At 65.3% G+C, this 20993-nt stretch carries 12 protein-coding genes and 1 riboswitch; of the genes, 9 read left to right on the top strand and 3 right to left on the bottom strand.

Features of this window, described 5'->3' with window-relative positions; genetic code table 11:
• Position 1: 1 nt before the first annotated feature.
• The 8 genes from DUPY_RS19175 to DUPY_RS19140 all read left to right on the top strand — a co-directional run bounded on the left by DUPY_RS19175 (position 2) and on the right by DUPY_RS19140 (position 15790).
• Positions 2-3145: an efflux RND transporter permease subunit gene (locus DUPY_RS19175; protein ID WP_070250152.1), complete on the top strand. Its 3144-nt coding sequence runs from the start codon at positions 2-4 to the stop codon at positions 3143-3145.
• Positions 3142-6441 carry an efflux RND transporter permease subunit gene (locus DUPY_RS19170; protein ID WP_070250150.1) on the top strand — a complete coding sequence of 1100 codons (3300 nt, stop codon included), beginning with the start codon at positions 3142-3144 and terminating at the stop codon, positions 6439-6441. Before DUPY_RS19175 ends, DUPY_RS19170 begins: the two co-directional genes overlap by 4 nt.
• Positions 6438-7874 carry an efflux transporter outer membrane subunit gene (locus DUPY_RS19165; protein WP_070250148.1) on the top strand — a complete coding sequence of 479 codons (1437 nt, stop codon included), beginning with the start codon at positions 6438-6440 and terminating at the stop codon, positions 7872-7874. The genes DUPY_RS19170 and DUPY_RS19165 overlap by 4 nt, the downstream gene beginning before the upstream one ends.
• A 142-nt stretch (positions 7875-8016) precedes the next feature.
• On the top strand, positions 8017-10626 hold the full coding sequence (locus tag DUPY_RS19160) for a CheR family methyltransferase (protein WP_167359088.1): 2610 nt from the start codon (positions 8017-8019) through the stop codon (positions 10624-10626).
• A 1-nt stretch (position 10627) separates the two neighbouring features.
• Complete coding sequence (locus DUPY_RS19155; RefSeq protein ID WP_070250144.1) at positions 10628-12376, top strand: PAS domain S-box protein; 1749 nt, start codon at positions 10628-10630, stop codon at positions 12374-12376.
• Between the two features lie 67 nt (positions 12377-12443).
• Positions 12444-14585, top strand: coding sequence for a S46 family peptidase (locus tag DUPY_RS19150; RefSeq protein ID WP_229255429.1), 2142 nt, complete (start codon positions 12444-12446; stop codon positions 14583-14585).
• A gap of 33 nt (positions 14586-14618) precedes the next feature.
• Positions 14619-15275, top strand: a complete 657-nt coding sequence (pnuC, locus tag DUPY_RS19145) for a nicotinamide riboside transporter PnuC (protein WP_070250142.1) — start codon at positions 14619-14621, stop codon at positions 15273-15275.
• Positions 15272-15790 (top strand): AAA family ATPase, encoded by a 519-nt coding sequence (locus DUPY_RS19140; RefSeq protein ID WP_070250140.1) that lies wholly within the window; start codon positions 15272-15274, stop codon positions 15788-15790. The genes pnuC and DUPY_RS19140 overlap by 4 nt, the downstream gene beginning before the upstream one ends.
• 114 nt (positions 15791-15904) lie before the next feature.
• On the opposite strand, the gene DUPY_RS19135 is transcribed toward DUPY_RS19140, so the two are convergent.
• Positions 15905-18040: a TonB-dependent siderophore receptor gene (locus DUPY_RS19135; protein WP_070250138.1), complete on the bottom strand. Its 2136-nt coding sequence runs from the start codon at positions 18038-18040 to the stop codon at positions 15905-15907.
• 59 nt (positions 18041-18099) lie between these two features.
• A riboswitch (TPP riboswitch) is annotated at positions 18100-18197 on the bottom strand.
• Between the two features lie 192 nt (positions 18198-18389).
• On the opposite strand from DUPY_RS19135, the gene DUPY_RS19130 reads away from it, so the two are divergent.
• Positions 18390-18881, top strand: coding sequence for an Imm26 family immunity protein (locus DUPY_RS19130; RefSeq protein WP_070250136.1), 492 nt, complete (start codon positions 18390-18392; stop codon positions 18879-18881).
• Positions 18882-18886: 5 nt separating this feature from the next.
• Here DUPY_RS19130 and DUPY_RS19125 read toward each other — a convergent pair whose 3' ends face one another.
• On the bottom strand, positions 18887-19606 hold the full coding sequence (locus tag DUPY_RS19125; RefSeq protein ID WP_070250133.1) for a hypothetical protein: 720 nt from the start codon (positions 19604-19606) through the stop codon (positions 18887-18889).
• Positions 19603-20982, bottom strand: a complete 1380-nt coding sequence (locus tag DUPY_RS19120) for a sensor histidine kinase family protein (protein ID WP_070250131.1) — start codon at positions 20980-20982, stop codon at positions 19603-19605. The genes DUPY_RS19125 and DUPY_RS19120 overlap by 4 nt, the downstream gene beginning before the upstream one ends.
• Positions 20983-20993: the final 11 nt, after the last annotated feature.

Genomic DNA, 20993 nt, shown 5'->3' with positions numbered 1-20993 from the left:
GATGAGTCCATCCGCTCCCTTTATCCAGCGGCCGGTAGCGACATCGCTGCTGATGCTGGCGATCGTGCTGGCCGGCCTGGTGGGATTCAAGTTCCTGCCGCTGTCCGCGCTGCCGCAAGTCGATTTCCCCACCATCCAGGTGCAAACCCTGTACCCGGGCGGCAGCCCGGAGGTGATGGGCCAGACCGTGACCGCACCGCTGGAACGCCAGTTCGGCCAGATGTCGGGCTTGCAGCGCATGAGTTCCACCAGCGCTGCCGGCGTGTCCATCATCACCCTGCAGTTCGGCCTGGGCCAGACCCTGGAAGTGGCCGAGCAGGAAGTGCAGGCGGCGATCAATGCCGGCAGCTCGCTGCTGCCGACCGATTTGCCGGCGCCACCGGTGTACGCCAAGGTCAACCCGGCCGACGCGCCGGTGCTCACGCTGGCCATTACCTCCGACACCATACCGCTGACGGAAGTGCAGAACATCGTCAACACCCGCTTGGCATTGAAGATCTCGCAGGTCTCCGGCGTGGGCCTGGTCACTCTGTCGGGCGGCCAGCGTCCGGCCGTACGCATCCAGGCCGACACCAACCTGCTGGCCTCTTACGGGCTGGGACTGGACACCGTGCGCACGGTGATCTCGTCGTCCAACTCCAACGGCGCCAAGGGCAGTTTCGACGGTCCCACCCGCGCCTACACCATCAACGCCAACGACCAGCTGGTCACGGCCAAGAATTACCAGGACCTGGTCCTGACCTACAAGAACGGCGCCCCGGTGCGCCTGTCCGACGTGGCGCAGGTGGTCGACAGCGCCGAGAACGTGGAACTGGGCGCCTGGGCCGGCTCGCAGAACAACATCAGGCAGGCCATCATCCTCAACGTCCAGCGCCAGCCGGGCGCCAACGTGATCGCCACCGTGGACGCCATCAAGGCGCGCCTGCCGGAACTGGAAGCGGGCCTGCCGGGCGCGATCAAGGTCGAGGTGCTGAGCGACCGCACCACCGGCATCCGCGCCTCGGTCAAGCACGTGGGCATGGAGCTGCTGCTGGCCGTGGTGCTGGTGGTGCTGGTGATCTTCGCCTTTTTGCACAGTATCCGCGCCACCATCATCGCCAGCCTGTCGGTACCGATCTCGCTGATCGGCACCTGCGGGGTGATGTATTTGCTCGGCTATAGCCTGAACAACCTGTCGCTGATGGCGCTGACGATTGCCACCGGCTTCGTCGTCGATGACGCCATCGTCATGATCGAAAACATCGCCCGCTATATCGAGGAGGGCGACGCGCCGATGCCGGCCGCGCTGCGCGGCGCCAAGCAGATCGGCTTTACCATCATCTCGCTGACCGTCTCCCTCATTGCGGTGCTGATTCCGCTGCTGTTCATGGGCGACGTGGTGGGCCGCCTGTTCCGCGAGTTTGCCATGGCGCTGGCGATCACCATCCTGATTTCGGCGGTGGTGTCGCTCACCTTGGTGCCGATGATGTCGGCGCGCTGGCTCAAAGCCCATGGCGAGGAAAAGCCGAGCCGCTTCGCCATCCGCTTCCAGCACTTCTTCGACTGGGTGGTCGGTCATTACGACCGCTCGCTGACCTGGGTGATCGCGCGCAGCGGCCTGACGCTGCTGGTCGCACTGGGCACCATGCTGCTGACCGTGCTGCTGTACATCGCCATTCCCAAGGGCCTGTTCCCGACCCAGGACACCGGCCAGTTGCAGGCGCGCCTGGAAACCGGCAAGGCCGTCTCGTACGCGCGCATGGCCGACCTGCAGCAGCAGGCCGCGCGCGTCATCCTCGACGATCCGGCCGTGGAAACGCTGAGCTCCGTGGTGGGCGTGGACGCCGCCAACAACAGCATGCTCCATACCGGCAGCATGCTGATCAACCTGAAGCACGACCGCAGCGGCAAGCCGCAGGACATCATGGACCGCCTGCGCAACCGCGTGGCGCAGATTCCGGGCTTGACGCTGTACCTGCAACCGACGCAGGACTTGACCATCGATGCAGAATCGGGACCGACCCAGTTCCGCGTCTCGGTCGAGGGCGCCGACAACGCCACCGTCAACGAGTGGGCCACCAAGCTCGCCGAGCAGATGCGCACCAGGAAAGAGCTGCGCAACGTGGTGTCCGACGTGGGCGCCAGCGCCAACGCGGCCTACATTTCGATTGACCGCGACACCGCGTCGCGCCTGTCGGTCACTGCCGCCTCGATCGACGATGCGCTCTACAGCGCGTTCGGCCAGCGCATCGTCTCCACCATCTTCACCGAGACCAACCAGTACCGGGTGATCCTCGAAGCGAAGAACGATTCCATCACGTCGCCGCAGGACCTGATCAACCTGCAGCTTCGCACCGGCTCGGGCAAGGCCACGCCGCTGTCGGCGGTGGCCACCATCAGCGAGCGTCCGGCGCCGTTGCAGGTCACCCACGTGGCGCAGTACCCGGCCACCACGCTCGGTTTCGACACCGCCAGCGGCGTCTCGCTCGGCACCGCAGTGGACGCGATCCGCCAGGCCGCCGCCGACATCAAGTTCCCGCCATCGGTGACCCTGACCTTCCTTGGCGCCTCGGGCGCGTACCAGAATTCGCTGTCCAACCAGCTGTGGCTGATTTTGGCCGCAGTGGTGTGCGTGTACATCGTGCTCGGCGTGCTGTACGAGAGCTATGTCCACCCGCTGACGATTCTGTCCACCTTGCCGTCGGCCGGCGTGGGGGCGCTGCTGGCGCTGATGATCACCGGCCAGGACCTGGGCGTGATCGGCATTATCGGCATCATCCTCCTGATCGGCATCGTCAAGAAGAACGCCATCATGATGATCGACTTTGCCATCGAGGCGGAGCGCGAAGGCGGCAAGTCGCCGCGTGACGCCATCCACCAGGCTGCGCTGCTGCGCTTCCGTCCCATCATCATGACCACGCTGGCGGCGCTGTTCGCGGCCGTGCCGCTGATGCTGGGCTGGGGGGAGGGCGCCGAACTGCGCCGGCCACTGGGCCTGGCCATCTTCGGCGGCCTGATCGTCAGCCAGATGCTCACGCTGTTTACCACGCCGGTGATCTATCTGGCCTTCGACAGCCTGGGACGCCGTTTCGGCGGCGGGCGCTCCGGCGGCCAGGCGGGGCGCAAGCAGGAAGAGTCGTACCCGGTCGAAGGCGGTGCGCTGTGAACCTTTCGTCACCGTTCGTCAAGCGGCCGATCGCCACCGTCCTGCTGACGATCGGCCTGGCGCTGGCCGGTATCGGGGCGTTCTTCGTGCTGCCGGTGGCGCCGCTGCCGCAGGTGGACTTCCCGGTGATCTCGGTCTCTGCCAGCCTGCCCGGCGCCAGTCCTTCGACCATGGCGTCGAGCGTGGCCACGCCGCTCGAGCGGCACCTCGGCGTGATCGCCGGGGTCAACGAAATGACTTCGAATTCGAGCACCGGCAGTACCAACGTCACGCTGCAATTCGACCTCAATCGCAACGTCGATTCGGTGGCGCGCGAGGTGCAGGCGGCGATCAACGCCAGCCGGGTCGATCTGCCGGCCACGCTGCGCAGCAATCCCACGTACCGCAAGGCCAATACTTCCGGCTCGCCGGTGATGATCCTGGCGCTGACGTCCAAGACCCGCACGCCGGGCCAGATCTACGATGCGGTGTCCAACGTGGTGGTGCAGCGCCTGTCGCAGGTGGAAGGCATCGGCGACGTGGAACTGGGCGGCGGTTCGCTGCCGGCGGTGCGGGTGGAACTCAATCCATACACGCTCAACAAGATGGGCCTGTCGATGGAGGACGTGCGCGCCGCCATCCAGGCCACCAACGCCAACCGCCCGCGCGGCGCCATCCAGGGCGACGGCCGCCGCCTGCAAATCTATACCGAATCGGTGAACGGCGAGGGTGGCCGCAGCGCCGCCAACTACCGCAACCTGGTGGTGGGCTGGCGCGACGGCACCGCCATCCGCCTGCAGGACGTGGCCGAAGTGGTTGACGGCGTGGAAGACCAGAACAACCTGGGCCTGTTCAACGGCCAGCCGGCCATCATTGTGCTGCTGCGCCCCCAGGCCGGCGCCAACGTCATCGAGACCGTGGACAGCGTGCGCGCCCAGCTGCCGGCCTTGCAGGCGCAGTTGCCGCCCGACGTGACGGTGTCGGTTGCCAGCGACAGCACCAACTCGATCCGGTCCTCGCTGCACGAGATCGAGATCACGCTGATCATCTCGATCCTGCTGGTGGTGCTGGTGGTAAGCGCCTTCCTGCGCAACCTGCGCGCCACCATCATTCCGGCAGTGGCCACCATCGTCTCGCTGCTGGGCACTTTCGGCGTGATGTATTTGCTGGGCTTTTCACTCAATAACCTGTCGCTGATGGCGTTGACGGTGGCCACCGGCTTCGTGGTCGATGACGCCATCGTGGTGCTGGAAAATACCACCCGCCACATCGAGGCCGGCATGGACCGCATGACGGCAGCGCTGCTCGGTGCGCGCGAAGTGGGTTTTACCGTGCTGTCCATCAGCCTGTCGCTGATTGCGGTGTTCATTCCGCTGCTGTTCATGGGGGGGCAGTTCGGCGCGCTGTTCAAGGAGTTTGCCGTGACCCTGTCGGCGGCGGTGATGATCTCCCTTGTCGTCTCGCTCACCACCACACCGATGATGTGCGCTTGGCTGCTCAAGGCCGACCAGCACACGGTCAAGCCGGGCCGTTTGGCGCGCGTGTTCGAGCGCGGTTTCGACCGCATCCTGAAGGGCTACGAGCATGGCCTGGACTGGGCCTTGCACAGCGTGTGGCTGGTGATGCTGGGATTGCTGTTCGTGGTGGGCCTGAACTTCTACCTGTTTGCGGCCATCCCCAAGGGCGGCTTCCCGCAGCAGGACACCGGCCAGATCAACGGCGGCATCCGCGCCGACCAGAGCATCTCGTTCCAGGCCATGCAAGGCAAGCTGCGCCAGCTGGTCAATATCATCAAGGACGATCCGGACGTGGCCACGGTAGTGGGCTTCACCGGTGGTCGGCGCGCCGGCGGCGGCTTCATGTTCATCAACCTGAAGCCCGCCAACGAGCGCACCGTGGCCGGCAACGCCGTGCTGGCGCGCCTGCGGCCCAAGCTGGCCAAGGTGACCGGCGTGACCCTGTTCTTGAGTCCCGTGCAGGACTTGCGCTCGGGCGGGCGTTCCGCCAACGCCAACTACCAGTACACGCTCAAGAGCGACAACCAGGCCGACCTGAAAAAGTGGGCCACGCGCCTGGCCGAGGCCATGAAAACCCAGCCGGGCATGATCGACGTCGACAGCGACCAGGCCGAAAATGGCGTGGAAACCTATGTCACGGTGGACAAGGACAGCGCCTCGCGGCTGGGGATCACGTCGAAGGATATCGACAATGCGCTGTACAACAGCTTCGGCCAGCGCCAGGTGGCGACCATCTACGATGAGGTCAACCAGTACCACGTGATCATGGAGGTGGCGCGCGAGTACAGCCGCAGTCCCGAGGCGCTCAAGGACGTGTATGTACCGTCGAAAGGGCTGCCGTCGCCCACGGCGTCCAACCCGAGCGGCGCGCCCACTGCCACCACCACGACCACTTCCGCCAGCGGCGCCACCACCACCACGGCCAGCAGCACCGGCCTGGCGGCCAATGTCTCGGCGCCGGCGGTGCGCGACGCCTCTTCCGGTTCGGCGCTGAGCACCTCGGCCACCACCATGGTGCCGCTGTCGTCGGTGGCGAAGTTTGCCGAGAGCTCCACTGCCACTTCGATCAACCACCAGGACGGCGAACTGGCCACCACCATCGCCTTCAACCTGGTGGAGGGCGTGAGCCTGTCCGATGCGACCGTGCAGATTGCCGCCGCCGAAGCGGCGATCGGCCTGCCCAACAATGTGCGTGGCAGCTTCCAGGGTTCGGCCAAGAGCGCCCAGGACAGCAACAAGGCGCTGCCGCTGCTGATCCTGGCCGCCATCGTGGTGATCTACATCGTGCTGGGCATCCTGTACGAAAGCCTGGTGCACCCGGTGACCGTGCTCACCACCTTGCCGTCGGCAGGCGTGGGCGCGGTGCTGGCGCTGCTGCTGTTCAAGATGGAGTTCTCGACCATCGCCCTGATCGGGATCTTCCTTTTGATCGGCATCGTCAAGAAGAACGCCATTTTGATCATCGACTTCGCGCTGGAGGCCGAACGCTCGCGCGGACTGTCGCCTTTGGAAGCCGTGCGCGAGGCATGTTTGCTGCGCTTCCGGCCGATCCTGATGACTACCGTGGCTGCCGCGCTGGGCGCGTTGCCGCTGGCGATCGGCTTTGGCGAAGGCTCCGAGCTGCGCCGCCCGCTGGGCGTGACCATCGTCGGCGGCCTGATCGCCAGCCAGCTGCTGACCCTGTTCACCACGCCGGTGGTCTACATCCTGATGGACAAGCTGCGTCGCCGCAGCCCGTCCGAACAACAACTGAGCAGAATCCACGGCGAGCAGGCAACTGCGGCGCCGACCACACCATGAGCACACACGCATTCACGTTCCGTCCTTCGATCATCGTCCTGGCCCTGATGTCGGCGCTGCTGGCAAGCGGCTGCGCGGTCGGTCCCGCCTACCAGCTGCCGGCCACCCCGAGCCCCGCCGCTTTCAAGGAAACCGCGCCGGCCGCCGAGAAAGTGGCTGCCGGCTGGACCGAGGCCGCGCCGGCCGACATGCTCGAACGCGGCCCGTGGTGGCAGCTGTTCGGCGACGAGCAACTGAACCAGATGGCCGCCAGCGTGGAAGTGACCAACCAGAACGTGGCGGTGGCCGCCGCCAACTACGCCCAGGCGCGGGCGCTGGTGGCCGAGCAGCGCGCGGCGCTGTTCCCGGTGGTGGACCTCTCCGCCAGCGCCAACCGTTCCGGTGGCGGCGGCGACACCCGCACCGCCAATGCCTACCGCACCAGCATCGGCGCCAGCTGGGAGCCGGACGTGTGGGGTAAGCTGCGCGCGGGCGCCAACAGCGCCGAAGCCAGCCTGCAAGGCAGTGCCGCCGACCTGGCCGCTGCGCGCCTCGCCGCGCAAGGCGAGCTGGCCACCAACTACCTGTCGCTGCGCATGACCGACGCCCAGAAGGAACTGCTCGACGCCACCACCGAGGGCTACGAGCGGGTACTGCAAATTACCCAGAACCGTTTCGATGCGGGCGTCACCGCCAAATCGGACCTGTTGCAGGCGCAAACCCAGCTGGCCAATGCCCGCATCGACCAGGTCACGCTGGTGCGCCAGCGCGCGGTGCTCGAACACGCGATCGCCGTCCTGCTGGGCAAGGCCGCCAGCGACTTTGCCATTGCACCCGCCAAGTGGGCCGTGGTGGTGCCCGATGTGCCGACCGGTGTGCCCTCGACCCTGCTGCAGCGCCGGCCCGACATCGCCGCTGCCGAGCGCCGCGTGGCCGTGGCCAACGCGCAGATCGGCATTGCGCGCGCCGCCTACTTTCCGAGCCTGACCCTGAGCGGCTCGTACGGCTTTGGTTCCAGCGCCACCGGCGGCTTGTTCAACGCCTCGAACAGCCTGTGGTCGCTGGGCCTGTCGGCGGCGCAGACGCTGTTCGACGCCGGCGCCATCAAGGCGCGCGTGGCTGGCGCCGAAGCCTCGCGCGATGCCGCCATCGCCAGCTACCGCCAGACTGTGCTGACCGCGTTTGCTGACGTGGAAAACCAGCTCTCGGCCACGCGCGCGCTGGCGCAGCAGCTCGAACTGCGCCGCGCCGCGTCGGAAGCGGCCGACCAGGTGGAGGCGCAAATGCTCAACCGCTACCGCGCCGGCCAGGTTAACTATACCGAGGTGGTGACAGCGCAGAGCACCGCGCTCAACGCGCGCCGGTCGCTGATACAGGCCCAGGGCGACCGCCAGACCACGGCGGTGGCGCTGATCCAGTCACTGGGCGGCGGGTGGCACGTGGCTGCTCAATAGCAATCTGATAGCGGCACGACCGTGTAATGGTGCGGGTGGGGGGGAAGATGGAGCGCGATGCGCGAAACGCGAAGACGCTTTGCTATAATCTTATTGCAAGATATGCTTTTTCGCCACATCGACACCGCTTCCGGATTTCAACATGACGCCATCCAGTGATGTCCCCGACGCCCAGGCTGCGCCAGGCCGCGTGGACGGGCCCCTGCCTGCGCGGGTTCATGCTGCCGGTGTGCCAGTAGTTGGCATCGGCGCCTCGGCCGGCGGCTTCGATCCGATCTGCGAATTCCTCGCCAGCGTGCCGCCTGCCAGCGGGTTCGCTTACGTCGTTGTACAGCACCATGCGCCGGCGTTGCCGTCCATCCTGCCGCAACTGCTGCAACGCGTCACCGGCATGCCGGTGACGGAGCTGGTCCATGGCATGCCGGTGGAAACGGACCGCGTGTACGTAGCGCCGGCCGGTGGCGGCTGCGGCTTCGACGGTCACTGTTTTACCGTGCAACCACCCGACGGCCCTGCTGCCGGCCGCCATCCGATCGACAGTTTTTTTCGTGCCCTGGCCAGTTACGCAGGGGAGTCGGCCGTGGGTATTGCCTTGTCCGGCACAGGCGCCGACGGCACCATCGGTCTGGCGGCATTGCGCGATGCGGGTGGCCTGACCATGGCGCAGTTGCCGTCTTCGGCGCGCTACGATCCCATGCCGGCCAGTGCGATCGCGGCGCAGGCGGTCGATATCGTCGCGCTGCCGGGCGAGATGGCGGCACAGGTGGCCGACTGGCGTCGTCGCAGGGGTGATCTCGGCGCCGGCGCGTTGCCGGTGCAGGCCAGCGACCAGCGCGCGGCCTTGCAGCAAATGTTCCAGTTGCTGCTCCAGCAAACCGGCGCCAACTTCGCCGACTACAAGCTCAGTACCGTGATGCGCCGCATCGACCGGCGCATGAAGCTGCGCCAGTGCGCCACCTTGCCCGACTACGTGCGCTGGATGGCGGACAACCCGATTGAAGTGGAACTGCTGTTCAAGGAATTGCTGATCGGCGTGACCAGCTTTTTCCGCGATGCGCCGGTGTGGGATTACCTTGGCGAATACGCGCTACCGCGCCTGCTGGAGCAGCACCCGGAAGGGGCCGCGTTCAAGGCCTGGGTGCCCGCCTGTTCCACCGGAGAGGAAGCCTACTCGCTGGCGATCGTGTTCGACGAAGTGCTCGAACGCCTGCGGCCGACCGCGCGCTTCACGCTGCAGATCTTTGCCACCGACCTCGATGGCGACGCCATCGATCGCGCCCGCCAGGGGCTGTTTGGTCATGCCATTGCCGGGGATATCTCGGCGGAACGTCTGCGTCGTTACTTCGCCCCGGCCGACAAGGGCAGTTACCGCATCCGCAAGGACCTGCGCGGCTCCATTATTTTCGCGCGCCAGAACGTGATCGCCGATCCACCATTCACCAAGCTCGATATCCTGTGCTGCCGCAACCTGCTGATTTATTTTACGCCGCGCCTGCAGACGCAGCTGATACCACTGTTCCATTACGCCCTCAGGCCCAACGCCTTGCTGGTATTGGGCAGCGCCGATACGCCGGGGCGCTTTCATGAACTGTTTGCGCCGCTGGCCGGCACCAGCCGCGTCTACCGGCGGCTCGATGCCGACCCCGGGCGCGTGACCAGCTACTTTCCCACACGGGTCGCCAATGTGGCGTTGCCCCCCATACACCAGATTGGTCACGCTTCCATGAAAGAAAACCTGCAAACCCAGGTTGAGCAACTGCTATTGCGCAAGCACTCGCCGGCGGCAGTGCTGCTCAACGCGCACGGCGACATTCTCTATATCCATGGCCGCACCGGCGCCTTCCTCGAGCCGGCTGCCGGCAAGGCCAACTGGAATATTCACGCCATGGCACGGGACGGCTTGCGCCACGAACTGGCAGCACTGCTGCAAAACGCTGCCCAGTCCGACCAGATGGTCGAAGTCCGTGGCCTGGTCCAGCATGACGCAGGCGGACGGCCGGAAAACGCGCTCGATCTCACTGCGGAGGCAATGCCGCATTCTGGCCCATTGGCCGGCACGATTATGGTCACCTTTGCCAGTCATGCACTGCCGCCGCAGAAGCGGCGCGCGCGCGCATCGCCGCCGCTGGTACAGGAGCTGGAACAGCAACTGGCACAGGCGCGACTGGAAATCCAGGCCGTGCGCGACGAGATGCAGGCCTCGCGCGAAGAGCTCAAGTCGGCCAACGAAGAACTGCAATCGACCAACGAAGAGCTGCAATCGACCAACGAGGAGCTGACCACCTCCAAGGAGGAAATGCAGTCGCTCAACGAGGAGCTGTACACCGTCAACGCCGAGCTGCAATCGAAGGTGGACGACCTGTCGCTGATCAATGGCGACATGAAAAATCTGCTTAACAGCACCGATATCGCCACCATCTTCCTCGACAGTGCGCTGCGCATTCGCCGCTTCACCGACCAGGCTACACGCATTTACAAGCTCATTGCCACCGATGTCCAGCGCCCGCTCAGCGACATCGCCAACGACCTCGATTACCCGGAGCTCGAGGCGGATGCCGACTGCGTGCTGCGTACGCTGGTGGTATGCGAGAAGCACGTGCCCACCCGCAGCGGCGGCTGGTACACGGTGCGCATCATGCCTTACCGGACGGTGGACAATGTGATCGACGGCGTGGTGGTCACCTTCATCAACATCACCGAAGCGAAGCAGCTGGAGTCGCAATTGCGGTCGATGCAAGACGGCGCGGTGTGACATGAAGAAAACGCCGCGCCAGTTGCTGGACGCCGACCAGTTGCGCGAAGCTGCCGAGCAGGCGGTGACGGCGATGGGGGCCGGTAGCCCGCAACTGCCATCGAGTGTCGACAGCGACGCCTTGCGCCACTGGCACGAGCTGCAAGTGAGCCAGGTCGAGCTCGACATGCAGAACCTGGCGCTGATCGAGATGCAGTCGGAGCGCGATGAGGCCGAAGCAGGGCGCGAGCGCTACGCGGAGCTGTACGACCAGGCTCCCGTTGGTTACCTGTCGCTCGATGCAAAAGGCGGCATTACGCGCGCCAACCTGGCCGCCGGCGAGCTGCTCGGACTGCCGCGCGATGCGCTGCCCGGTCGGCGCTTCGAACAGTTCGTAGCGCCGAGAGCCCAGGTTCTGCTGCGGCGTTTTCTCGACGGGATGCTCGAACACGGTCAGCGCGGCACGCTCGAGTTACCGCTATTGAGTTTGCGCGGACCAAATATCGGCGAAGGCCGCCAGGTTCACCTTGACGTCAATCTCGATCCTGCCGCCGCCAAGTTCCGTGTCATTCTCACCGATATCGGCAGCGATGGTGCACGCGAGTCAGCCCGTCGACGCGCATTCGAGGTTCTTGACCACATGGGGGAAGGCGTGATCGTGTGCGATGCCAACGGCGACATTGTCTTCGTCAACCGCGCTTTCACGATGATCACCGGTTACCCGGTGGAAGAAGCGCTGGGCCGCAATCCCCGCTTCCTTGGCCGGCCTGGCACCCACCCGCCCGGCTTCCATGCGGAATCGCTGCGGCGCCTGCGCGAGGATGGCAAATGGCAGGGCGACGTGTACAACCGCAGGCGTGACGGTACCCCCTGGACCGCCAGCATGTCGCTCACCGTGATCCACGACGAACAAGGCGCCATCGGCCGCTTCATCGGTGTGTTTTCCGATGTGACGGCGCGGCGTCGCGTCGATGCCGACCTGCTGGCGCTGTCGCGCGACCTCGACGCGCGGGTGGCTGCGCGCACCGCCGAACTGACCGCCGCCAACCGCCTGCTGACCATGGAGATCGCCGAGCGCAAGCGTACCGAGGCCGCGCTGCACCAGTCGCGCGAACAGCTGCGCAAGCTGGCGGTGCACCTCGAGACGGTCAAGGAAGAGGAGCGCAAGCGCATCGCGCGCGATATCCACGACGAGCTGGGACAGAACCTGCTGGCGCTGCGCATCGATATTTCGCTGCTGGTGGCCCGCAGCAGCACACGCCAGCCGCGCCTGCACCGGCGGGCCCAGAGCGCGCTCGACCAGCTCGATAGCACGATCCGCAGCGTGCGCGGCATCATGAATGACTTGCGGCCGGCGGTACTGGACCTGGGCTTGCAAGCCGGGTTGGAGTGGCAGGTGGCCGAGTTCCGCAAGCGTAGCGGCCTGACCTGCGACCTGTCGCTGCCTCCCGAAGGTGCTTTCGCGGTGATCGGACCGGAGGTGGAGATCGTGCTGTTCCGCAGCCTGCAGGAGGCGCTGACCAACGTGCGCCGCCATGCGCAGGCCAGCTACGTGGCTGTCGCGCTCAGGGTGCATGAAGGGCGCCTCACCTTCAGCGTGGCCGACAACGGCATCGGCATGGCGCCGGAAGAACGCGCCAAGAGCGACTCGTTCGGCTTGATCGGCATGGCGCAGCGGGTGCAGGCGCTGGGCGGCCACCTGGAGGTGGCGCCGTACCTGGCCGGCGGCGGTTGCCGGCTCACCATGAGCCTCGACCTGGTATGGAGCTGAGGCGGGAAAAGGAATATACTGCCGCTGACTTTCAACCAGGGGCTCAATCTTGTTAAAAAAACTCGCAATGTCTGTCGCCATGATCTGCGCGGCAGCCACGTCGGCGCGTGCCGACGAAGGGCAATGGCAGCCATACCAGCTGCCGCAGCTGAAATCCGAACTCAAAAAGATCGGTATCGCCATCCCCGCCGAAAAACTGGCCGACCTCTCGAAGCACCCCATGAGTGCCATCGTCTCGCTGGGCGGCTGCTCGGCGTCGTTCGTCTCCAACGCCGGCCTGGTGGTCACCAACCACCATTGCGCGTACGGCGCCATCCAGCGCAACTCGAGCCCTGAACACAATTACATCGAAAACGGCTTCCTCGCCAAAACCCGCGCCGAAGAACTGCCGGGCGGCCCGAACACGCTGGTGTACGTGACCGACAAGGTGGAAAACGTCACCGCGCGCGTGCTCAAGGGCGTCACGCCCGCCATGACCGGCAAGCAGCGCCACGACGCAGTTGAAAAAGCCATCAAGGCGTTGATCGCCGAATGCGAGAGCAGTGGTAGCGTTGGAGCTTACCGTTGCTCGGTGCCGGCCTTCCATCGCGGCCTCGAATACTATCGCATCCGCCAGATGATGATCCGCGACGTGCGCCTGGTGTACGCGCCGGCGGACATGATCGGCAACTTCGGCGGCGATATCGACAACTACGAATGGCCGCGCCAGGGGGGCGACTACTCGTTCCTGCGCGCCTACGTGGGCAAGGACGGCCGTCCGGCCGATCCGTCGCCGGACAACGTGCCGTATCAATCGAAAGACTTCCTGGTGGTGTCGGCCGCCGGTCTGAAAAACGGCGACCCGGTGCTGCTGGCCGGCTACCCCGGCCGCACCAGCCGCTACAAGCTGCCGTCCGAAGTGCGCGCCGCGCGCGACGTCACTTTCCCGCAGCGCGTGGCCGAAATCCAGGCGGACCTCGACGTCATCGCCGCATCGACGAAAGGCAAGCCGGCCGACGAAGTGCGTTACGCCAGCGTGGCCAAGAGCCTCAATAACGTGATGAAAAAGGCGCAGGGCCTGTCCGACGGCTTCGCCCGCAAGGACATCGCCGCCATCAAGGATGCGCAGGACGCCGAATTCCGCGCCTGGTATGCCAGACAGCCGGGCAAGTCGCCGCAACTGCTGGCCGAACTCGATACCGTGATCGCTGCCGACATCGCGCTGTCCGACGAGGAATTCGGCCACGGCGTGGCGTTCACCAGCGACCTGCTGAAAAGCGCAGCCACCCTGGTGCGCCTGGCCAGCGAAGGCGCCAAGCCCGATGCCGAGCGCGAAGTGGGCTACCAGCAGCGCGACCAGAACATGATCCGCGCGCGCCTGAACCGCCTGGAGCAGTCGTACGTGGCCGGCGTGGACCAGGCGCGCTTTGCCGCCGCCCTGCAACGCTACGCCAAACTGCCCAAGTCCCTGCACGTGCAAGGCCTGGACGCCTTGTTGCCAGCGGCCGACGCAGTGCCGGCGCTGTACGCCAATACCCGGCTGGGCGACACCGCCACGCGCGTGGGCTGGATGGGCAAGGATGCCGCCGCCCTCAAGGCTTCCGGCGACGCCTTCCTGCAACTGGCCTTGAAACTCGACGGCGTAACGCAGTCGCTCAAGGACCGCCGCGCCGAACTCGATGGCAACCTGGAACGGGTGATCCCGCAGTACATGGCAGCCGTGATCGCGTGGAAGAAATCGCAGGGCAAGCCGGTGTACCCGGATGCCAACTCCACGCTGCGCGTGACCTATGGCACCGTGGCGCCGTACTCGCCGGCCGACGGCATCACCAAGGGGCCATTCACCACCGTACAAGGCATCGTCCAGAAGCACACCGGCAAGGACCCGTTCAACGCGCCGCAAAAGCTGCTCGACGCGATCAAGGCCAAGCGCTACGGCCAGTTCAAGGATCCGGTCCTGGGCACGGTGCCGGTGGACTTCCTCACCAGCGCCGACACCACCGGCGGCAACTCCGGCTCGGCGGTGATGAACCGTAACGGTGAGCTGATCGGTCTGAATTTCGACTCCACCTACGAATCGATCACCAAGGACTGGTATTTCGATCCCGAGATCACCCGCGCCATCCACATGGATATCCGGTATATGCTGTGGATCATGACGGAGGTGGACCATGCCGACAACCTGCTGCAGGAAATGACCATCAAGTATCCAACCAAAGCCGCGAAGTAAGCCATGCACGCATTGACAGTCCTGCTCGGGTATATGAACCTGCCATTGCACCTGGCGGTGTTTGTCACGACTCCGCTCGAGCTGCTGTCGTTCGTGCTGGCGGTGGTCACGGTGTGGCTCAACATCCGCCAGAGCCACTGGGCCTGGCTGTTCGCCATCGTCTCGTCGGCCACCTATGCGATGGTGTTCTTCGGCTCGCGCCTGTACGGCGACATGGGCTTGCAGTTCGTGTTCATCGCGGTATCGGTCTACGGCTGGCGCCAGTGGTTGCGCGGTGACGATCACCACGGTCGGCACGCGGAGTTGCCGGTCACCGCGCTCGATGCGCGCGGGCGCTGGCTGGCCGCCGGTGGCTGGCTGGTGGGCTTCCTGGTGCTGGCGCTGTTCCTCAAGACCTGGACCGATACCGACGTGCCGCTCTCGGACGGTTTTCTCACTGCCGGCAGCCTGGTGGGACAGCTGCTGCTGTCGCGTAAAAAAGTGGAGAACTGGCACGTGTGGATCATCGTCGATGTGCTGTACGTGGGCCTGTACCTGCACAAGCACCTGATGCTCACCGCGATCCTGTACGCGATCTTTGTCGGCATGGCGATCGTGGGCCTGCGCACGTGGCAGCAGTCGGCAGGCATGCCGACCGGCGGAGGTGGCGGTGGCAACGATGGTGGCGGCAGGCGTCTGGTGCTCGAGTGAATGCTGAAGTGAAGGTCGCCATCCTGGGCGCCGCGTCGTCCGGCAAGACCACGCTGGCGGCGGCCCTGGCGCGCGACCACGGCACCGTGTGGGTGCCCGAGTATTTACGCGAGTTCGTCGATACCGAAGCGCGCGTGCCGGTGGCGCAGGACCAGATACACATCGCCCGCACCCAGCGCGCGCGCGAAGACGCGGCCATGCCGCTGGCGCACCGATACCTCTTTTGCGACACCACGCCGTTGATGACGGCCGTGTACAGTCGCCATTATTTTCACGGCATCGACGCCGAGTTGGAACTGCTGGCCAACCGTCACCAGCGCGACTATGCCATCACATTGGTGACCGCGTCCGATATTCCCTGGCAGGCCGACGGCCTGCAACGCGAATCAGAGCAGGTGAGCGTGACCATCAACACCATGCTGATGGAAGAACTGTCCAGGCGCGCCATTCCCTACTTGCTGATCACCGGCACCCTCGCAGAACGCCTGGCCCAAGCCAACCGCCACCTGCCTTAGTATTACCCAGTTCGGGGTCAGTGCCGACATTTGGACACGAGCCCATCAATATGATGACCATTGCCGCTGGATTAAGTTCAAAAATGTCCGAATGTCGGCACTGACCCCGAAGTGTTAGAAGTCGAATTGGGCCGAGATGCGGCCGGTGCGGGAGGCGCCGGGGATCAGGTAGCCGCCCAGGTCCGGCGTGACATCGCGCCAGTAGAACTTGTCGAAAGCGTTGTCGATGCCGGCGCGTACGGTGGTGGCCACGCCGCCGATGCGGGTGGAGTAGGCCGCCGCGAAATTCATCAGGTGATACTTCGGCACGAACACCGTGTTCTCTGCATCGAACGCCTTCTTGCCCGAGTACTGCCAGTTGGCGCTCACGTTCAGCCCCTGCACCTGCGGCACCGCGTAGTCGGCAAACACCGACGACTTGAACGCCGCCACGTTGGTCACGCGCTTGCCGTCCAGGCTGGCCAGGCCGGTGCCGCTTTGTTTGGTGCTCAGCGCCGTGGCGGTGATGCCCACCGTGAGCTCGCGCGTGGCGCGGCCGTTCAGGCCCATTTCCAGGCCGCGATTTTGCGCCTCGCCGTTGCGCACGAACATATTGGACGCGTTGTCGACATATTCGAGGCCCTTGCGGATCTGGAACAGCGCCAGCGTGGCACTGAGGTCGTTGCGGATGTCGGCTTTGACGCCCAGTTCCACCTGTTTCGATTTTGCCGGTTCCAGCGCCTGCCGTTCGTTGAGAGCTCCCTTGGGCGCCACGCCGCCATGCTCGAGGCCTTGCGCGTACGAGGTGTACAGCGAGACGTTGGGACGCAGGCCATACACCAGCGCCACGCTCGGCAGCCAGAAGCCGGCGTCGGTCAGGGCATTGGGCTGGATCACGCCGGCGTCGTTTTCACCGACGTACTGGTTGCGGCGTACCTGGACGTAGCGCGCACCGGCATGCAGCTTCAGTTGTTCGATCAGGCTGACGATGTCCTGGGCGAACAGCGAGCGCTCGTTGGTATAGCGGCGCTCGGACACCGGGCCGCTGGTGCCTGGCGCTGGCGGCACCACCACCGGGTTGTAGATATTGCTCACGCCCGAATAATCGTACAGGTCGTCGCCCCATTTTTCGCGGTTGCGCATCAGCGAGCTGCCGAACGTCACCTCGTGCGTCATCGCGCCGCCGTTAAAGCGGCCCTGCAACAGCGCCTGCACCGTCAGCGGCGACTTCTTCTCGCCTTTGCTGATGTAGTTATAGACGTCGTAATCGCCGTTGCCGCAGAAGCCGGGGAACAGTTCCTGGGCGCTGCAGCCGTACGGGAAGGCCGTGTAGTCGTCGCGCTTGAAGGTGTTCTGGTTGGCGCTGACGGTGGCTTTCCACTCGGGCGAGAAGGTGTACTCGAAGCGGGCGCCGATATTGCTGCTGGTGGTTTCCACCGGGCGCGACCACGGCTGGTCGTTGAGCATGGTGTCGGCGTCGATCACCGGCAGCGTGGTGTTGTTGAGCAGCTGGAAGCCGGGGGCGGTGAGCTGCGACTTGCGCTGGTAATCGGCATCGATTTGCAGCAGCGCCTGCGGCGAGATGCGCCAGTCGAACGCGCCCGAGATGAACTTGCGGTTGCCGTCGGCGCCCTTGACGATCGAGCGCAGGCGCTCGGCCGCGACGTTGACGCGGTAGCCAAAGCGGGTATCTTCGAAGCGGCCACCGACATCGGCCGCGCCGTACAGCGTGCCGCGCTCGCGGGTTTCCAGCACCACCATCCGGATCGGGTTGTCGGTGGGGCGCTTGGTCACGTAGTTGAGCACACCGCCGGGTGCCGATACGCCGGCCTGCAGGCCCGACAGGCCTTTGAGCACTTCCAGCCGTTCCTTGTTTTCCAGCGCGATCTGGGTGTCGCCGGCAATCGTCATGCCGTCCTTGCGGTAGCTGCTGGCGTTATCGAGCTTGAAGCCGCGGATCGAAAACTGTTCGGCATAGCCGACCGCATTGTAGGCGTCGGACAGGCTGGCGTCGTAGCGGGCGGCGTCGGTGGTCGAGCGGATCTGCAGGTCCAGCATCTGCTGCGACGTGATCACGTTGAGCGAGGCCGGAGTGCTCAGCAGCGAGGCGTTGGAAAAGCCGCCGATCGAGGCGGTGCTGGCGCGCGCTTTGACGGCGCTGACGACGACTTCAGGCAATGGCTGATCGGCTTCCTCGGCCATGGCGGCGCCGACAAAGGAATTGAGCACCGCCAGGGCGATGACGGATACGGCGAAATGTGGTGTGGACATGATGGCTGCTCTCTACGTGTTCGGCTGGGCGCCGCGAGGAGAGACATCAAAGGAGGGGAGGGCCGACTTTTGCGCTTTCCTTCGCTGGCATTATCCAGATCAGGTACGAAGGGTATCTCTCACCCGGAAAACGATTCCAGGACCCCTAGCGAAACCGGAGTGTAACACAATCGTCATCATTAAAAACCCGCAAAGCGAGGCTGCATGCGCGATTGTGACGCCTGCGCCACGCGTGCGCCACACTTGGCGCGCCGCCGCTACACTGCCACTTTTGCGCCGCGAGGCGCCAGCGCGGCGGGCTCTGCCAGGCAATAGCAAGGTCTGTCGCGTGTGTAGCGAAAGGATGGGAATGAGGCAGTCGTATCAAGAGGGTAGTTTTTTCGCCGTGCCGTTGCTCAGCGGTGGTTACGGCGCCGGCCTGGTGGCGCGCTTGTCGCCGGGCAGCAAGATCATGCTGGCCTATCTGTTCGGTCCGAAGCAGGACGGCCTGCCGGACCTGGCGCGGCTTAAAACATTGACTGCGCAAGACGCCATCAAGGTGCTGCGGGTAGGCGACATGGCGCTGGTGAGCGGCCACTGGCGCGTGCTTGGCGAGCTCGACGCCTTCGATGCGGCCCAATGGCCCATGCCGCAGTTCCTGCGCCGTGCCGATGCCTTGAAACGCGCCTGGCGCGTCACCTATGCCAGCAACGATCCTGCGCGCTCGGAACGCGAGGAATCGGTCCCGTACGAAACCGTCGGCTTCGAGGCCGACTCGCTGTACGGTTATGGTTCGGCCGAGCTGCTGCTCACCAAGCTGCTGGCCGGCGCCGAGCAGCCGTCCCAGCGTCATTCAGTGTAAGCGCGCTAGCCGGTACAGCTGACATTCCACGCCGTGTATTCGCCGCCGCTTTTACGCACGGCCACCCGCGCCACCGCGTGGCGGTCGCTTTCGAAAACCATGCCCAGCATCAGCGGTGCGCCGGCAACCGGCGCCGCCGGTTCCAGCGCGGCCAGCCGGTACGTCAGCGCGCGATACGGTGCGCACTGCGAATGACCGGCAAACAGCAGGCGCGCGCGGCCCAGCAAATCGCGGTGCTGGCGCAGCAGCGCCACGGCATCGACGTCCGCCACCTTCGGGTCTTGCAAGGTGGTGTAGCGCGCGGCCGCGCACGGCACGGTGGGCGTGGCCAGCCACACGTGCCAGCGCGGCGGCTCGGCCGCGTCCTGCCAGCGCTCACCCTCGGGCGCCTTGGCGTTGTAGATGAAACTCGAGCGGATTTGCCGGCACAGGTCGGGGTGCGAGCGGCGCGGCGCCGAATCCATGCGCGCAATCACGCGCCACGGCTTGCCGGCGCTCTCGCGGTCGATCTCGAAGGCGGGGGCGAACAGCGGCCGCGTGGCCCACGGCCCCTGCGGCACGGCGGCCTGGCGCGCGCTGAAAAAGGCCTCGAACGATGCGCGTTCTTCGGTGGTCGGTTCACGCTGCTGCGCGACCTGGGCAGGTTTAGCCGCCTTGGCGGCACCGGCGGAACCGCACAGTGCACCGCTCGCCAGCGCGGCTGCAATCAGTAAAACTTTTCTCATGCTGCTTTCATCACGATCTGGATGGACAGGCCGCCACCGTCGCGGTTGCGCACCGTCAGTTCTGCGCCATGGCGCTGCATCACCCGGTCCACGATGGCCAGGCCCAGGCCGGCGCCGTTGGCCTGGCCACGCGCCGTATCGAGCCGGGTAAACGGTTTGAGCAGTTGTGCGATCTGGTCGTCGGGCACACCGGGGCCGTGGTCCTGCACCTCGATCGTTACTCGCTTGGCCGCACCGGCACCCTTGACGCTGCAGGCGATATCGATTTCCGTGATGTCCTGGCCCGGCGTTTTGCCGTAGCGGCGGGCGTTTTCCACCAGGTTGTTGATCACGCGTTTGAGGTCGGTGGCGTTGCCCATGGCATGCGCGTCCGGCGCGATGTCGGTCTTGACGCGCACGTCGGGCATGCGCCCGGCGTCGTGCGCGACATCGGCAACGAGCTCACTGATATCGACGTCGATGAAGCTCGACTTCTCGGTGGGGCGCGCATAGTCGAGGAACTGGCCGATGATGGCGTCCATCTGGCCGATGTCGGACTGGATGCCCTCGCGCGCATCATCGGAAAGGTTGGCCATTTCCACTTCGAGCTGCATGCGCGCCAGCGGCGTGCGCAGGTCGTGGGAAATGCCGGCCAGAATTACGGCACGGTCCGACTCCACCTGCTGCAGCTGCAGCACCATGTGGTTGAACGAGCGGTTCGCCTCAAGGATTTCGTTCGGACCGGTTTCGGGCAGCGGGTCGGGGCGCATGCCTTGTGCAAAGGCGCGCGTGGCCTTGGTCAGGCGCCGCAGCGGCAGGTTGACCAGGCTGGAAATGAGCGCCGCGCCAAGCAGCGAAATCAGCGACACCACGCTGGCCCAACCGAGCCACTGGATGCCGGTAAGACCACGGATGCGCTCCCGCTCGAGCATCAGCCAGTACTGGTCGTCGTCGATCTTGAACGACACCCAGAAACCGGAGACGCCATTAACCTTGGACGAAAAGCGCGTGTCCTGTCCCAGCTTGGCGCGCACCAGCTTTTGAATGTCGGGCATGAGGGCGTTGTCGGGCGGCGGATCGACCTGGTCGTCGGCCTCCAGGGTAAACACCCGGATACCTTCGTTGGAGACCAGGTCGAACAGCAGCTCGCGCCGCAGCTCCGGCGCCGAGTGGGTGAGAGCGGCGTGGGTGATGGTCACTACCGACACCACCTGGGCCGAGATCTGCTGCACCTGCGGGTCGTGCTGGACCACGCTGATCATGCCCACCCACGCCGTCATGCTGGTGGTGGTGAGGGCGCCGAGCAGGATGAAGGTACGCCAGAACAAACCGCTTTTCAGGCTGGCGAGACGGAGCGTAAACAAGCGTTTGAACGGTGACTTCGACTTGGACTTCATGCGCTAGCCCG

It is taken from the genome of Duganella phyllosphaerae, from assembly GCF_001758785.1.
Lineage (GTDB): Bacteria > Pseudomonadota > Gammaproteobacteria > Burkholderiales > Burkholderiaceae_D > Rugamonas > Rugamonas phyllosphaerae.
Note: the sequence above shows the minus strand (reverse complement) of the source record. Positions and strands in the feature narration are given on the sequence as shown.

Bases quoted from the DNA above. Each gene is read 5' to 3' on its own strand.
- DUPY_RS19175 (WP_070250152.1), top strand. From the start codon at position 2: ATGAGTCCATCCGCTCCCTTTATCCAGCGGCCGGTAGCGACATCGCTG.
- DUPY_RS19165 (WP_070250148.1), top strand. From the start codon at position 6,438: ATGAGCACACACGCATTCACGTTCCGTCCTTCGATCATCGTCCTGGCC.
- DUPY_RS19160 (WP_167359088.1), top strand. From the start codon at position 8,017: ATGACGCCATCCAGTGATGTCCCCGACGCCCAGGCTGCGCCAGGCCGC.
- DUPY_RS19155 (WP_070250144.1), top strand. From the start codon at position 10,628: ATGAAGAAAACGCCGCGCCAGTTGCTGGACGCCGACCAGTTGCGCGAA.
- DUPY_RS19150 (WP_229255429.1), top strand. From the start codon at position 12,444: ATGTCTGTCGCCATGATCTGCGCGGCAGCCACGTCGGCGCGTGCCGAC.
- pnuC (WP_070250142.1), top strand. From the start codon at position 14,619: ATGAACCTGCCATTGCACCTGGCGGTGTTTGTCACGACTCCGCTCGAG.
- DUPY_RS19135 (WP_070250138.1), bottom strand. From the start codon at position 18,040: ATGTCCACACCACATTTCGCCGTATCCGTCATCGCCCTGGCGGTGCTC.
- DUPY_RS19130 (WP_070250136.1), top strand. From the start codon at position 18,390: ATGAGGCAGTCGTATCAAGAGGGTAGTTTTTTCGCCGTGCCGTTGCTC.
- DUPY_RS19125 (WP_070250133.1), bottom strand. From the start codon at position 19,606: ATGAGAAAAGTTTTACTGATTGCAGCCGCGCTGGCGAGCGGTGCACTG.
- DUPY_RS19120 (WP_070250131.1), bottom strand. From the start codon at position 20,982: ATGAAGTCCAAGTCGAAGTCACCGTTCAAACGCTTGTTTACGCTCCGT.